Annotated in this window: 11 protein-coding genes and 2 pseudogenes; 5 read left to right on the plus strand and 8 right to left on the minus strand. The window is 36.8% G+C overall.

Features of this window, described 5'->3' with window-relative positions; genetic code table 11:
- The first annotated feature begins 47 nt into the window (after positions 1-47).
- Complete coding sequence (gene istA, locus ArsFIN_RS00215) at positions 48-1,088, plus strand: IS21 family transposase (RefSeq protein ID WP_135677398.1); 1,041 nt, start codon at positions 48-50, stop codon at positions 1,086-1,088.
- Positions 1,075-1,836 carry an IS21-like element helper ATPase IstB gene (gene istB, locus ArsFIN_RS00220; protein ID WP_135677399.1) on the plus strand — a complete coding sequence of 254 codons (762 nt, stop codon included), beginning with the start codon at positions 1,075-1,077 and terminating at the stop codon, positions 1,834-1,836. The genes istA and istB overlap by 14 nt, the downstream gene beginning before the upstream one ends.
- 67 nt (positions 1,837-1,903) lie before the next feature.
- On the opposite strand, the pseudogene ArsFIN_RS00225 reads toward istB, so the two are convergent.
- Positions 1,904-2,566, minus strand: a pseudogene (locus ArsFIN_RS00225) (sodium/glutamate symporter); the annotation flags it as partial.
- Positions 2,567-2,999: 433 nt separating this feature from the next.
- On the opposite strand from ArsFIN_RS00225, the gene ArsFIN_RS00230 reads away from it, so the two are divergent.
- On the plus strand, positions 3,000-4,712 hold the full coding sequence (locus ArsFIN_RS00230; protein ID WP_026823646.1) for an AsmA family protein: 1,713 nt from the start codon (positions 3,000-3,002) through the stop codon (positions 4,710-4,712).
- 47 nt (positions 4,713-4,759) lie between these two features.
- Here ArsFIN_RS00230 and fabY read toward each other — a convergent pair whose 3' ends face one another.
- The 3 genes from fabY to yihX form a co-directional block, all read right to left on the minus strand.
- Positions 4,760-5,677, minus strand: coding sequence for a fatty acid biosynthesis protein FabY (gene fabY / locus ArsFIN_RS00235; RefSeq protein ID WP_026823647.1), 918 nt, complete (start codon positions 5,675-5,677; stop codon positions 4,760-4,762).
- A gap of 41 nt (positions 5,678-5,718) precedes the next feature.
- Complete coding sequence (gene dtd / locus ArsFIN_RS00240) at positions 5,719-6,156, minus strand: D-aminoacyl-tRNA deacylase (RefSeq protein WP_026823648.1); 438 nt, start codon at positions 6,154-6,156, stop codon at positions 5,719-5,721.
- Between the two features lie 62 nt (positions 6,157-6,218).
- On the minus strand, positions 6,219-6,836 hold the full coding sequence (yihX, locus tag ArsFIN_RS00245; RefSeq protein WP_026823649.1) for a glucose-1-phosphatase: 618 nt from the start codon (positions 6,834-6,836) through the stop codon (positions 6,219-6,221).
- A gap of 888 nt (positions 6,837-7,724) precedes the next feature.
- Here yihX and ArsFIN_RS28670 point away from each other — a divergent pair.
- Complete coding sequence (locus ArsFIN_RS28670; RefSeq protein ID WP_407062044.1) at positions 7,725-8,102, plus strand: hypothetical protein; 378 nt, start codon at positions 7,725-7,727, stop codon at positions 8,100-8,102.
- Between the two features lie 215 nt (positions 8,103-8,317).
- Here the strand turns inward: ArsFIN_RS28670 and typA are convergent, their stop codons facing one another.
- The 3 genes from typA to ArsFIN_RS00265 all read right to left on the minus strand — a co-directional run bounded on the left by typA (position 8,318) and on the right by ArsFIN_RS00265 (position 12,554).
- The gene (gene typA, locus ArsFIN_RS00255) at positions 8,318-10,141 is read right to left on the minus strand and encodes a ribosome-dependent GTPase TypA (protein WP_026823650.1); all 1,824 of its coding nucleotides are present in this window, start codon (positions 10,139-10,141) and stop codon (positions 8,318-8,320) included.
- Between the two features lie 211 nt (positions 10,142-10,352).
- Positions 10,353-11,402 (minus strand): hypothetical protein, encoded by a 1,050-nt coding sequence (locus ArsFIN_RS00260; RefSeq protein WP_026823651.1) that lies wholly within the window; start codon positions 11,400-11,402, stop codon positions 10,353-10,355.
- 195 nt (positions 11,403-11,597) lie between these two features.
- Positions 11,598-12,554 carry a hypothetical protein gene (locus ArsFIN_RS00265; RefSeq protein WP_167876644.1) on the minus strand — a complete coding sequence of 319 codons (957 nt, stop codon included), beginning with the start codon at positions 12,552-12,554 and terminating at the stop codon, positions 11,598-11,600.
- A gap of 90 nt (positions 12,555-12,644) precedes the next feature.
- Here ArsFIN_RS00265 and ArsFIN_RS00270 point away from each other — a divergent pair, with 90 nt between their 5' ends.
- On the plus strand, positions 12,645-13,844 hold the full coding sequence (locus tag ArsFIN_RS00270; RefSeq protein ID WP_135677400.1) for an IS91 family transposase: 1,200 nt from the start codon (positions 12,645-12,647) through the stop codon (positions 13,842-13,844).
- 286 nt (positions 13,845-14,130) lie between these two features.
- Here the strand turns inward: ArsFIN_RS00270 and ppc are convergent.
- Positions 14,131-16,122, minus strand: a pseudogene (ppc, locus tag ArsFIN_RS00275) (phosphoenolpyruvate carboxylase); the annotation flags it as partial.
- Positions 16,123-16,140: the final 18 nt, after the last annotated feature.

Below are 16,140 nucleotides of genomic sequence, written 5' to 3' on the forward strand. Positions count from 1 at the left end.
AAACTGATCCACTTGGTATTATTCGCACATTTTTGTACGGATAATTTATGTTAACCAAGGAGATATTTGTGGATATTCATGTTCGCTTTGCACAAGGACAAAGCCTTCGAAAAATTGCCAGTGAGTTGGGTATATCCCGTAACACCGTAAAACATCATTTACAACAACAGACAATGCCAACTTATGCTAAAAGAAGTCAACAACCGACTAAATTATCCCCCTTTAAACCTTATTTGCTTCAGCGAATTGAACTGGCTAAACCTGATTGGATCCCTGCAACAGTCTTATTTGATAAGGTAGTTGAAAACGGCTATCAAGGTGGTATTGCTCAATTACGCCGATTTGTTTGTCAATTTAAACCAAGCATTGTTCCCGAAGTAGTCGTCCGTTTTGAAACACAGCCAGGTCAACAAATGCAAATCGACTTCACCAGCATCCGGCGAGGTAAAAAATCGCTGAAAGCGTTTGTTGCAACGCTAGGCTATTCGCGTGCGAGTTATGTAAAGTTCTTTGATAATGAACGAGCAGAATCGTGGCAGCAAGGTTTAAGAGAAGCTTTCGACTACTTTGGTGGTGTACCACAGGAAGTATTGTGTGATAACGCAAAATCCCTCATCATCGAACGGGATGCTTATGCAGAAGGTGATCATAAATTACATGTCGAAATGCTTCAAATGTCGAAAGATTACGGGTTTAAATTGAAGGCTTGCAAGCCCTACAGGGCAAAAACGAAAGGGAAAGTAGAGCGCTTTAACCACTATTTAAAAAACAGCTTTATCGTGCCATTAAACACCGACCTTCGTGCTCATAATCTTGAACTGGATATTGAAATAGCTAATGCAAAAGTGGGTCCATGGTTACAACGCGTTGCCCATCAGCGAATTCATGGAACAACGTTAGAGAAGCCAGCAGATAGATTAGCTAAGGAAGTTAAGTCTCTTCTACCCTTACCAGCAAGGGTTTGCCAATCTATCCCACAGACTAATACGCTTAATATCCCTATCGTACCGCCCCTTGAATCTGTCAGTTTGCAACACTCAATCAGCGTATACGAAGCATTACTGGGAGGTGAACATGTTATTGCATGAACAAATTGAACACCTGTGTGAGTCATTGAAATTAAATTCTATTCCGACTCATTGGTCATCACTTGCCGAAAAATGCATTGCCCAAGACAAAAGCTACGGAGAGTTTTTACTGTCCCTGTTAAAATGTGAGCAACAACAACGAGATGAACGAACTCGTAATCTTTTGAGTCGGATGGCAGGATTCCCAGCACATAAAGAACTTAATACGTTCGATTTTAAGTTTGCAACGGGGATCCCCAAACAACACATACAGGAATTAAGCGCATTAACGTTTATTGAACGTAATGAAAATGTCGTGTTGCTTGGCCCAAGCGGTGTAGGCAAAACGCATTTAGCTATTGGGTTAGGATTAAAAGCAGTACAGGCCAAGAAGAAAACCCGCTTTACCACGGCAGCTGAACTGATGTTGCAACTCTCAACTGCCAAACGACAAAATAAGCTCAAACAATATCTATCACGTTCGGTGATGGCCCCGAAGTTGTTGATTATCGATGAGATTGGATACCTGCCGTTTGGGCGAGAAGAAGCAAACCTGTTTTTCAATGTGATTGCCAAGCGTTATGAGCATGGCAGTGTCATATTGACGAGTAACCTATCATTTGGGCAATGGCCAAGTGCTTTTGCTGATGACGCAACATTAACTGCCGCTATGCTTGATCGTTTACTTCATCATTCGTATGTACTGCAATTAAGCGGTGAAAGCTACCGATTGAAAGATAAGCGGCGCTCAGGAGCAATAACTGAGTAAAACAGTGGATCAATTTTGATTGATCGGATTTAGATAAAAAGTGGATCAGTTTTCGGTGATCGTTGACAATTAACACTAAAGAACTTATTACTCGTCCTGTTTGTGGCTTTTCAAATGCCATAGGAATTTCTTTATCATCGTCAGAATTCTGGCTAGCTACTGGTGTTTTCATATTACGAACCAAGAAGCGCGCTATCGGACCTCCAATTAATCCACCAAATACTAAACCAAAAGTTGCACAAGCCATTGCTACTTCAGTCGCACTCTTAAAACCATAATATTCGGTAAAAACTTTCCCCCAAGCACCACCGGTACCGTGGCCACCCGACAATGTAATGGAACCGGCTAATAATCCCATCAATGGATCGAGCCCCAATAACTTTGCCAAAGCAATACCGACAGTATTTTGCACTAGCAGTAAACCCATAACTACGAAGATGAAGATAAGTAGCGTTTTACCACCCGCTTTTAAGCTAAGTAAATTAGCATTAAGTCCAATTGTGGCAAAAAAAGCTAACATCATGGGCTCTTGTAAAGATAAGTCAAAGCTTACCCCCCAATCTAACGTTGTCTTCAATAACAAAAGAATAAGAGCAACAAGTAACCCACCGGCAACGGGTTCAGGAATAGTATATCTTTTTAGAATAGCAACTGATTGTACAAGTTTACGTCCAAGTAATAATACTAAAGTGGCAGCAACAAAGGTGCCATAGACATCAAGATGATACATTTACGTACCTCATTTTATTGTTAATTTTTATGAAAAAACAAAAAGGATGTAGTGAATGTTATATAACAATACAAAAAGCAGGCTCACTGATTAAAGTTAATTTTTCATTTGAACACAAGTGAAAAACCAAAATTTTAATAGGATTGAGCATTTTTAAGAGTATATTCTAACCAATAAATAACTATTCTTAAATTTAACCATTAAAATGTGCTCTTTTTCCGTTAAAATCCATTTATTAATTAAGCTGTTAGCTATTCAAATCCTAGGGATAAATTTTGAGAATAGGTTTGTCTTCTCAACTACCATTTTTATTGACGATATTATAAATTTCATTAGCCAAATAATTTCTTTTTAATTTAATATTAATCTAAATAGTTCATCACAGCATAAAGCAAGATTGTAACTAAACAATGATGATAAAGAGGGCATACGATTGCGCTGGCTAAAAAACCTGATTCTTACGCTTGTTGTACTGATTATATTTATTTATCTGATCATACAAACCCAGTGGGGAGCAAAACAGTTAAGTGACATACTAAGCAAATATACCCTATACGATGTAAAAATAGGCGTTATCAGTCATCATCTCACTAAGCCAGGCGAAATTGTATTACAAGATATTGCTATTCATAATAAACAAAATAACTTTAAGCTAAATGCCAAACAAATTATCTTTGAATTGCAGTGGCAAAAAATAGTTACAGGCTCATGGTTGCATCGATTAATTGTTACTGAAGGTGAATTAACGCTACCTTCGTCTCGCCAAACTTTTCCTTTCAATAGCAAAATATTGCAGCTAGAAAACATGAATGTTAGCTATCGAATCGGCAATATTGGTCTGTCGGCAAGCAATATGACGGGTGGAATAACGCCCTGGCAACCAACTGCTCATAACCCATTTGGAGAGGGAAATTTTCAATTTACTACCGATCAGTTCGAAATTAATAATGTTCACTTAACAACCCTGCTTGTAAAAGGAAACTATAAAACTAATTTTCTTTTCATCGATGAGCTTTCTGCTTATCTCAATAATGGCGTTATTAATGCAAACACTATTCAATACACCGATCAAGCACTTACTTTAGCAAAGCTGATGTTAACCAATACGGGTTGGCAATTTTCTTCATCACTTTCCCAAATAGCCCATAAGCTACAAGATATTAAAAAATTAAACATAAAAGAGCTAAATTTGGCTGGTACCCACTTCGAAGGTAAAAATTGGGCCATTGCCGGTTTATCAGGTAAAGTAAATAACATCGTTCTTTCAGCAGGCCATTGGAACAGTTCCAACAGTGAAATCAGTCTAAATATCGATGAATTAATATATAAAAATCAGCAAATTAGTCAACTAATGGCCGATATAACATTTACCAATGATATTCTGCATTTCAACCGCCTCGCTGGCTATTATGATAAAGGTCTTTTTAACATCGAAGCAAATTGGCATACCAAACAGCAATCTATTAATATTATTAACGCACAATTAGCCGGTATACGTTATCAATTAGCGGATGATTGGTTTAATTTTTTTCAAACCCCCGTCCCCAATTGGCTGACTTCATTACATATTACTAATTTTAAATTAACTAATTCCTTACTTATGGATGTTAACGTTAATTTTCCCTTTGAATTGACCAATGTTAACGGTTATTTGACTAATATGGATTTGATCAAACAGAAAAAATGGCGATTATGGCAAGGAAAGGGAAATTTTACGGCCAGTAGTGGCACCTTAAACCGAATTACGTTACGACAACCATATATACAAATTCTACCTAACAGTGACCTCTCTCTTAAGGTCGAGCTCAATACCAATATTGAAAATGGCTTAGTAAAATTGACCACTAATATTCAACAGCAGGCCAATGATGGTGCTTTTTCATTATCATCCAATGGAATAAATGTTGATTTAGCAATATTAAATCAATGGGGATGGAAAAATTTACCCATACAAACACTAGCGGATTTCAATTTTATACTTACAGGCAAGTTGTTGGCTAAACCGATTACTCAAACTTTAACAGGAGAACTATCCTATCAAACCCTAAGCGGCGAAAAAAAGGCTTATTCTATGATTAAAGGTGAAATAACGGCACAAAGCGATAATCAAATACCATTGACTACTGCTAACGAAGAAAAATCTTAGTTGCATCGTTTAGCGGTCAATTTTAGTATTATGGTCAGCAAGCCAGATCATTTCTGTTTTTTACGATCAGCTAATACCATGTAAGTGCCGGTAAATAGTGAGGCGTGAGTGCTTTTTTCACTACCAATATCTACATCTAACTCAATTACCGCCTGGCATCCTCTTGCAAGCCGATCTAAAGCACCGCGGATATTACAAAGATCAGCCACTGCATTTGGACGACCAACAATCGGTTTATGATAACGAATATGCCCATCAACCAAAATAATATTCCCACCCAGATGTCTTTCCTGTAGTAATAACCATATTAGCCCCCAACCAGTTAAAGTGGCTAACGAAAACTGACTACCCGCAAAAATGCTATGGTGAGGATTTTGATTTCTTCCTTCAGACATACTGGTGATAAAACTCTGACCGGTATACTGCACGATCTTTATTCCCATCTTTTCACTTAAAGGAATTTTTTCATGCCAAATTTTTTGTAATTGATTACACCAATCAGGTCTACGCAAAATTTTATCCAGGGTTTGCACCTTTTTTATCATCAAAAAATGCTTCACTGGCGTAAGAAGCTGACTTGCAATAGGCCCCCGATTTTTAAATCCTAAACAACGAAAAAAAGGCACTGCCTCCTCACGGACACTAGAAACAATTCTTTTTACCCCTTCCTGACGTGCAACAGATTCCAATGCCATGGCGATCAGTTTTCCTAATCCTTTGCCTCGCATACTAGGATGGACAGATAAAAAACGGATAGCACCTTCATCATCTGCATTTATATACAAGCGACCAATGGCAAGTATTTGGCCTGCTTCATTCACTATCATCTGATGATGAGCAGTGGAATCATAACCGTCTTTTTCAGAGCCGGGCGGTTGATGGAAAGGTTTACGCAACATCTCCCAACGAAACTGATAATAATTTTTAAAATCGGCTTCTGTTTTTGGTACTCGCAGATGATACATAAAGTTCCCTCCTTTTAATAAATAATGGCAGAGTTTATAAACTAAACCTGCAAGTAAAATGTTACTGGGCCATTATTTGTTAAATTAATTTGCATATCAGCAGCAAACTGCCCTGTTTCTGCTTTTATTCCTTTCGATCGACACTGCTCAATAAAATAATGATAGAGTAGATTGGCTTTATCAGCAGACGCACTATTTGAAAAACTAGGTCTCATTCCTTTTTTGGTATCAGCAGCTAAAGTAAATTGGGAAACAACCAGCAAACTTCCGCCTACTTGCTGAATACTCAAATTCATTTTATTGTGCTCATCATTAAAAATACGATAACCAATAATTTTTTCACACAACCGTTTAGCTTTCTGCTCACTATCCTCTTTTTCAATCGCTAAAAAAACTAATAAACCTTCGGCAATATGACCAACACATTTTTCTTTAACTATCACATTAGCCTGAGTCACACGTTGAATTAAGGCAATCATACAAATCCTGTATAAGAACAAAGATAACATTAAACTAGGTATTATTTATGCAATATCGGTAGCTAATCTTTAGCGGGGATGCTGAAATCATAGTTAGCAAAATATTTTGCGACACTATTTTTATCAGTAACATGCCAGCTTTTAATACCCAACTGTGCGGCTGCAGTAACATTTTCTTCGATATCATCAAAAAAAATAGCCTTTTCAGCAGCAAATCCCTCTGATTGTAAAACATATTTATAGATTTCCAGATCAGGTTTACGCATTCCGAGATCTTGGGATAAGTAGAGAAAATCTGAAGAAGCTGCGATTTCAGGATAATGTGAAGGCCAATAATTTTGATGTAAACGATTTGTGTTCGATAAAATAACAACCCGATGGCCTTGCTCTCGTAAGCGCGCCATAATTTCAATGACATCATAACGTAATGAAACAAAGATAGCATTCCATCCTAGAGCAAACTCTTCAAAACTTAACGACAAACCTAATTTTTCACTGGTAAATTCAGCAAATTCAAAATCAGAAATTTTATCACATTCATGGAGTTTTACTGTTTCATCTAGTTCAAATTTTTGCGCTAAACTATTAATTGGAATCTTACTCAATTCACTCCAGACCTGCAGAGCTCGATTAAAATCGATATTAATAATTACATTACCCATATCGAAAATATACAGCATAAATTCTCTCCATAGTGATTAATATAACTTTACTATATCATTATTAAACAGATCAAACAGAAGAAAATAATCATTTATGATAAATAAAAAATTTTTATAATAATTATTAAATTCATTAATAAACTATAAGCTAAAATTAATGTAATGAAAATAAATTTAAAGTTTATTATCAATCCTATTAAAAATATATAAGTGTATATTAATTTTAAAATCAGAATATAATTTTCATGCCAATAACAATTAATTTATTGTATATAAGAGGGTTATCACTACTTGTTTTAAATAAGCATGTTCTAAAATGATAGTTATTATTGGCTAGATTTGAAAAACAATACGCTCAGTTAATCGATATAGTAGAATGATAACTGTGATTTTTTGCTATTTAATCTATTACTCTATAACCAAAATATCTAATTTTAAGATTATTCATAATAATATAATTTTTTGTTAATTTAATAACTATAAAAATATTGAAATTCTATAAATTATTTAAATGAAATTTTTATTATTAATTAGATATAAAATCAAAATTATATAAAAATTATCCATTAAAAAATTTATTAATTATTAAAGTAGCTAACTAAGTAGCGGGTTTTACTTAATAACATTTGCCATCGCTCCAGATTTAACCGCGAATAAAGTAGAAAGAACATGATTAAATAAAGATATCGGCTCTGTTCGTGAGGGAAAATCACCATTGTAAAAATAGAAGCCATTCACTATACAAAGTACAGTTATTTAAGCAAAAAATAAAAAGTCTCAATTACCATGCACCGCTAGACAAGAAAAAAGGATTAATCTACTAATTCTAATAATGTAGTCGCTTTATATTATTCTGCTACCAACTATAAAAATGGATACGGCGTCAAAAAAGATATTTTAAAAGCAATAGATTATTATGATAAAGCTTATCGTATTGGCGGAAATAAAATCTTTGCCGCTATTGACTCACTCTTTGTTATTTACTTTTATGGGAAACGTGGTGTCCAACAAGATCTCAATAAAGCTAAACACTATATAGAAATAGCGGCAAAAAATGGTAGTCAGAAACACCAACATTTTTTAACTAACTGGGATACTCATGTTTTTCTTTTAAAGACACAGCAAGGATCAGATAAATGTTTAGAAAAAAATAGGGACGATCCGAAGTGGGTAAATAAGTGTATTCAACGTTCTGAAAAGGAAATAGCTGAGTACATTGAAAAAAACAAAGCAACTCAATCTGAAAAATGGCAAGAAAATTCCTACCAAGATCTATCTGATTGACAACGCATTAGGATCAGATTAAGCACACCCACTGCTAATGAAATTAATTATAATAATTGATTTAATTCCACAAAATTGCTAATAACACGCTATAGAATCAATTGAAACATAAACAATAAGCCACATTCTTTACGGTCATTTTATATAACCAATAAGAATCAAACAAAGGTGTTATATAACACCTTTGTTTGCATCAAAAAGCCAATAATCTTAATTTAGACTTCTTTATTGCGGTGGGCACGACGGCGATCATTTTCTGTCAAATAGCGTTTTCTTAAACGAATTGATTGTGGCGTAACTTCCACTAATTCATCATCATCAATAAATTCTAACGCCTGTTCTAATGTTTTCTTGACCGGCGGTGATAAAGTTGTTGCTTCATCGGTCCCTGAAGCACGCACATTGGTTAATTTTTTACCGGTTAAACAGTTAACAGTCAAATCATTAGAGCGGGAATGGATACCAATAATTTGTCCTTCATAGACTTCAGCACCATGACCAAGGAATAACTTACCCCGATCTTGTAAACTATAAAGCGCATAAGCTACTGATTTACCTTGACCATTTGAGATCATGACACCATTTTGTCGGCGACCGATTTCACCAGGGCGTACATCATCATAGTGACTAAAGGTTGCATACAGCAAACCTGTCCCTGATGTCATGGTCATAAACTCGGTTCGAAAACCAATGAGTCCACGACTTGGAATAATATAATCAAGCCGTACCCGTCCTTTACCATCAGGCAACATATCGCGCAGTTCACCTTTACGTTCACCTAATGCCATCATAACATCGCCTTGGTGCCGCTCTTCAATATCAAGGGTAACTTGTTCAAAAGGTTCTTGTTTACGACCTTCAAATTGACGGAAAATAACTTTGGGTCGAGAAACGGCTAATTCAAAACCTTCACGGCGCATGTTTTCAATTAATACTGAAAGGTGCAGCTCACCACGACCGGAAACACGGAAAGCGTCGGGGTCTTCAGTTTCTTCTACCCGTAATGCAACGTTATGCACTAACTCTTTTTTCAGCCGATCTAAAATTTGACGGGAAGTTACATATTTTCCTTCACGGCCACAAAAAGGTGAGGTATTAACACAAAAATACATACTTACCGTTGGCTCATCAACGGCCAGTGCTGGTAATGCTTCAATATTATTTGGATCACATAAGGTATCTGATATATTTAATTCACCCAGACCTGTTAAGGCAATAATATCACCGGCTTGCGCAATTTCAGAATCGATACGCTCTAATCCTAAATGCGTTAATACCTTACCCACTTTAGCACTACGTGTTTTACCATCACTATTGATAATAGCAATGGTTTGATTTGGTTTCACCGCGCCACGTTTAATGCGACCAATACCAATAACCCCCAGATAATTATTGTAATCAAGTTGGGATATTTGCATTTGGAAAGCACCTGCCAGATCTACCTGCGGCGGAGCAACATATTTTACTATTGCTTCATACAGTGGCGTCATATCTGCCGCCATTTCATTATAATCGGTTCCAGCAATACCATTTAAGGCTGAGGCGTAAATGATCGGAAAATCAAGCTGCTCATCAGTCGCTCCTAAGTTGACAAACAGATCAAAAACTTGATCAACTACCCAATCAGGCCTAGCACCCGGACGATCGATTTTATTGACCACCACAATCGGTTTTAAACCGTGGGCAAAAGCTTTTTGCGTAACGAAGCGGGTTTGTGGCATCGGGCCATCCATCGCATCAACCAATAGCAACACACTATCAACCATTGACATAACCCGTTCAACTTCACCACCAAAATCAGCATGGCCCGGGGTATCAACAATATTAATTCGATAATCATGCCATTTAATGGCGGTATTTTTTGCCAAAATCGTGATGCCACGCTCTTTTTCCAAGTCATTGGAATCCATCACACGCTCATCGAGGTTATTACGTTCACCAAAGGTTCCGGATTGTTGTAATAATTTATCGACCAGTGTCGTTTTTCCATGATCGACGTGGGCGATGATGGCGATATTTCTTAAATTTTCAATAGACACAAATTGTTACCATATTATCTAACTGGAAAGGATTAAATGACTCTGGCCAAGCAGTGGCTTGCCGGTAGGCATCTACACATATGCTGTTATTTTACACATAATATTGGCGGAGTGAAATAAATGTGAACTGTATCAAGTTAAATAATTCGCCTAAATGGGCAGATTATTGCTTGAAAAGCATTTTAAACAATTGAATAAAATTATCCCTCTGTTAGTTGGCAAATGCATTTCTTACATTATAAATTACTCTGCTTGCAACCGTTAATGACAATAAATTTTCCTCTTTGAGAAGATGTTTAGAGTAACTTTTTTGACACCAGTCATTGTTAAATATATTAAGAGAATTATTATGTTCAAGGCTACTGAAGTAAGCTTGATAACTATTAAAATAACTTTCTATTGTACAATAAATATCTTGCTGCTGGTGGGTGGTTAAAAATTTATTTTCTCTATTTATTACTATATCAATAACATCCTCAATAATTTTCTTTTTATTATCCACTTGAAAATAAAATTCAGCTAATGGCTCAATACAATGTTCAATAATGATGTTTTTTTCTTGTCTAATAAAAGAATGAAGTGGAAAATGAAGCAGAGAATAATAAAAAGAATCTTTTTTTAATTGAATAAAATTATCTGCCGCCTTAGACAAACTATTTGAATATAATATCGATTCGGGTGTGACCATATTTGTTAACACCATAACTAATAAATCAGATTGACGTACGTTAAAATTCATACCTAAAAAAACTTTGTCAGCAATTTGTTTTTGCAAAATAGCTTGCTTATCTTGGTCTAACTGATGATAAAGATAGGAAAACGTGTGCATTGCTTTAGCAAAATTGATTTCATTATTATTAAGCAACAAGAAACCATTATTTCTTAACTCAATCAAATAATTAGCTTTACCCTCTATTTCGTAAAGTAAAGTTTCAATCATTCTTGCTGGCGATTCCAAGTTAAAATCTCGCGGTTTATTTAAATCAATACTTTTTTCTATTTCAGAAAGATTGATAGAAATTTTATTTTCAATATCTAATCTGGCTTTAATAAAATGGCAAAGATTATCAAAATTTTTATTATAAATTTCAGATCGTTTCGCTGTTGCAAAAGGGAATAAAAGGGTATTACGAATATCATTCATTTTCTTGATAATATCGTAGCTCTTTCTGACAGCAAACTTTTCGTTGGCACTCTCTGTTTTTCCTATAAAGACATCACCGCTAATAATCCTCTGATGATAATTTCCAATATTTGGCATGCAAAATCCTTTCACTTGTAAGTATGCTTATTTCCATGATCATAATGATTTTTTCATACTCAATGAGATAAGCAAATTGCTCATAGCAAAAATAGCTGCTAACGCAGCTAATTTGGCTGTTTTTTGCTAAAGTTGGTTAAGATAAATAAAATCTTTCACTTAAAAATTTTCTAAACTATCAATAAAATCAGATTGTTAGCTTGTTAAGATATTTGCTATTTTCATATTAGAAAAGTTATCATAATTTTCATGGCACCAGGCATTTTTAAAAATATCAATAACATTACGATTAATCGAGTCACATGGATAATTGCTGAAATAATTTTCTGCTATTTGACTAAACTCTTCATCTTGCTGCAATATTAACTTTTTCACATCAGCAATAATTTTCTTTTTACCATCATCATTAGCTAAAAGATAGAATTCGATAAAGGGTTTAATACAATTGTTAATATCTGCACTTTGGTCCAATTTTTCTTTGCATAAAGAAAAATTTTCAAGGTTTTTTTGTATAAAGATATCTTTCAATAGAGGATCAGATTGAGATTGATTTAACTGATTTAGATATAGTATAAACTTAGGTTCTACTACTTTTACCATAGCCTCAGCTAATAGATTAAAATTTTCATCATTTTGGGAAAAAATGCTAGTGACTATTTTTTCTTTTAAAATATTACTATTCTCTGGGCTTAATCGTTGATAAAGATAAGATAATGTATGCATTGCTTTGGCAAAATTTTTCGCACTATATTCAGATAATTCAAAATTATTCTTTTTTAAGACAGTTAACTCAGCTGAATTATTTTTTATTTCGGCAAGTAAGGTATTGAAAAGAACCGCTGTTCTTTCTGACTTTAAACAACAATTCTTACCTAAATCGAGGATTTTTTTCTGGTCACTAAAATTGGTCGCAATTTTGTTTTTAATATCAATATTACTCTTTATAATATTGCATAGAAGAGCAAAATTCTTATCATATCTTGCCGATGCTGAAAGCTGTAAACTTGATGGAGTGATAGTATTACGAATATCTTTAACCACATTGATAACATTACATTTCAGTTGTTTTAATCGGCTACCTGTCGTAGCCATCCGCTCTATAAATGGATTATGATCATTTACCCTCTGATAACCGCTAATACTATTTGGCATAATGAACATAAGCACGCCTTTGGCGTGAGCATCGCGGCAAAGGCGCTCTATTTCTAGGCAATTCCCTTCTCGTCTTTTATACTCTGCTCTATGTACATCCCCAGACCTGCAAAACTGCTATTTCAATACGATGACGGATGGAACCTTTTCATCGAAAATAATCACGTAGATGAATGGCAACTACTCTCTGTCGAAAAGATGCTCGCCTGCAGCACCTGCGCTATGGGCGTTCGCCGTTATTGCTGTTCTTCACCTGAATGCTCTCATTCACGCTTCTTTTGTCAAACCTGTAAATCCAAAGCCTGCAGTGCGTGTGGCCTCAAAGGCACCGAACAGTGGATTGCCCAGCAGCGCCATATTTTGCCGGATTGCGAATGGCAACATATTACCCTCACTATGCCTCACCTACTTTGGCCTTTTTTTAACAATAACTGGTACTTGCTCAACCAACTCTTTCGCTGTGCAACCCGCGCCATGCTCAAACACGCCAAGCGCCAAGGCCTCGAAATTGGCATTTTTTGTGCGCTGCATACTTACGGTCGCCAACTCAATCAACATCCGCATATTCATTTATCCGTCACGCGTGGGGGACTCACTCAATATGACACCTGGAAACCGATTTTCTTTAAAAAGAAAGACGTTGAAAAGGTCTGGCGCAGTGCGGTCATTCGACTCCTTAGGGATAACTATTTTCAGTTACAACCCAATAAATTGCCTGGCTTCGGGCACATTCGCAATTATCAGACCTGGTGTCGTTACCTCAATGCCCAGTTTCAACGTTATTGGAAAGTACATTTTGCCAAAAAGACACGCGGGGCCTGGCATAATGTGAAATATCTGGGCCGTTATCTTAAACGTCCCCCTATCTCCGCTTCTCAATTGAAACACTACAGCGGCGGCACCGTGGTTCATCATTACTATGACCACCACAGCCAACAATACAGACGACAGACCTTATCCCAAGAAGAAATGATACGGCGTTATGTCAGTCATATCCCTGCGCGACATTTTAAGATGATCCGTTATTACGGTTTTTTAGCCAATCGCAAACGCGGGTGCTTATTACCGAAGGTGTATGAGGCGTTAGACATGATATCTCCTAATGTGCCTGAAAAACCTGGGTTTGGGGCCCTTATCAAAGGTTTTTTAAATACTGACCCGTACCAATGTATTTTATGTGGAAACCGATTGCGGTTTATGAGTGCGGAAAAAGGAATACACGCCGTCACTTTACTGTCAGAAAGGCGGGATAAAATGGTCAAAAAACGATGGTTACAAACCGCAGCCTAGGAGCAGTGTGCCTATTATTAGGCTTTTAGATGATAATTTAACCGAATTACTGTTCTCATGGTTAATCAACGAGAAAACTGTCAGAATTTAATAGAAATATTAAGTTCAAAACACCTCCATTAATGCCTTACTGTATTGATTGAGATTCCTAACCATGAACTCCCTTCATTAATAAGTATGATTATTTCGATGATCATAATCAGTATTTCATACTAAATAATGCTAGCAAACTCGCCATAGCAAAAAATAGCTGCAAAAGCAGCTAATTGGCTGTTTTGAACAAAAGTTAGCCGGTATTACGCATGCCTGCAGCAATGCCGGCAATCGTCACCATTAGCGCTTGTTCAATGTAGGGATCCGGTTTTTGCTGTTGTCGAGAGCGATGCAATAATTCGGCCTGTAAGACATTTAAAGGATCGGTATAAACATTTCTTAAGGCAACGGATTCTGCAATCCACGGTAGATCCGCCATTAATGTTTTATCTTTCGAGATAGCAAGTACACTGTTAATATCTTGCGCCAACTGTTGACGTAACTCTTTACCTAATGGCCAAAGCCGTTTTTCAACCAGCCGCTGATCATAATATTCAGCTAACCATAAATCAGCTTTAGCAAAAACCATCTCTAACATCGCAATACGAGTCTTAAAGAAAGGCCAGTCATGCCACATATCATCAAGCACTGATTTCATACCACTATCAATCACATGCTGCAATGCTGCCCCTGCGCCTAACCAAGCAGGTAACATTAAGCGATTTTGCGACCAGGCAAAAATCCAGGGAATAGCCCGCAGTGTCTATACGCCACCGTCCTGACGACGTTTTGTCGGCCTAGACCCTAGTGGTAACTTAGCTAATTCGAGCTCTGGTGTGGCAGCGCGAAAATAGGGAACAAAATCCGGTTTTTGGCAGACATAATCGCGATACATATTACATGAGATATCAGATAATATTTCCATAACCGCACGCCATTCGGGTTTTGGTTGTGGTGGTGGCAATAAATTCGCTTCCAGTATTGCGCTAGTATAAATAAATAAACTACTCATCGTCACTTGCGGTAAGCCATACTTGAAGCGGATCATTTCTCCTTGCTCGGTGGCTCTTAATCCGCCTTTTAAACTACCAGGTGGCTGAGACAACAATGCTGAATGTGCGGGTGCTCCGCCGCGTCCCACAGTACCACCACGACCATGGAATAAGGTTAATTTAACTTTTTCTTTGTCACAAAGTTTAATCAGCGCTTCTTGAGCGCAATACTGAGCCCACGAAGCCGCCATCACACCGGCATCTTTGGCTGAATCCGAGTAACCGATCATTACCATTTGTTTATTGTCAATAATCTGACGATACCAAGGAATGGTAAGCAATTTTTGCATTACGCTTTCAGCATTATTTAAATCATCTAGGGTTTCAAATAGTGGTACCACTGGCAGTTTTAATGAACATCCGCTTTCTTTAAGCAACAATTTTACCGCTAATACATCAGATGGCACTTTTGCCATAGAGATAACATAAGCGGCAATAGCATCTGTCGGTGAATCGGCAATTACCTGACAAGTAGCTAATACTTCTTGCGTTTCTGCACTAGGCTGCCAATTTTTTGGGCAAAGTGGCCGTTTAGAATTGAGTTCAGCTAATAGAAAAGTCTGTTTTTCTTCCTCTGACCAATTTTTATAGTCGCCTAACTCGAGGTAATTGAGCAACTCTGCTAATGCATTAGTGTGGCGGCTACTCTCCTGCCGGATATCAATCCGTACTAATTGCAAACCAAAACAACGAATGCGGCGTAAGGTATCCAGTAATTGTCCATTGGCTATAATTGGCATACCGCAGGCAATAAGAGATTGATAACAAGTATAAAGTGGTTGCCAAAGCTGTTGATTATCATAAAGATAGTCTTCAGGTGGTAAGACCTTTTCACCTTTAATACAACTGTCCAGATAATCGAGTGTACTACGTAAACGGCTACGTAAACCTTTAGCAATCTGACGATAAGGCTCATCAATATCATCACCACCAGCTAATTGTCGCAGCTCAGGCGTTGCTTCTGACATCGATAATTCAGAGACTAAGATTTGAATGTCAGCTAAAAAAAGTTCAGCTGCTTTCCAGCGACTCAATAAAAGCACTTCTCGCGTGACAGCGGCGGTAACAAAGGGATTGCCATCACGATCTCCTCCCATCCAGGAAGTAAAGCGGATCAAATTCGTGTCAACAGGCAAATTAATCGCCAAACTTGTTTCAAGCTGTTCATTAAGTTCACGTAAAAAAGCAGGAACATAAGCACGCCTTTGGCG

It is taken from the genome of Arsenophonus nasoniae (assembly GCF_004768525.1).
Classification (GTDB): domain Bacteria; phylum Pseudomonadota; class Gammaproteobacteria; order Enterobacterales; family Enterobacteriaceae; genus Arsenophonus; species Arsenophonus nasoniae.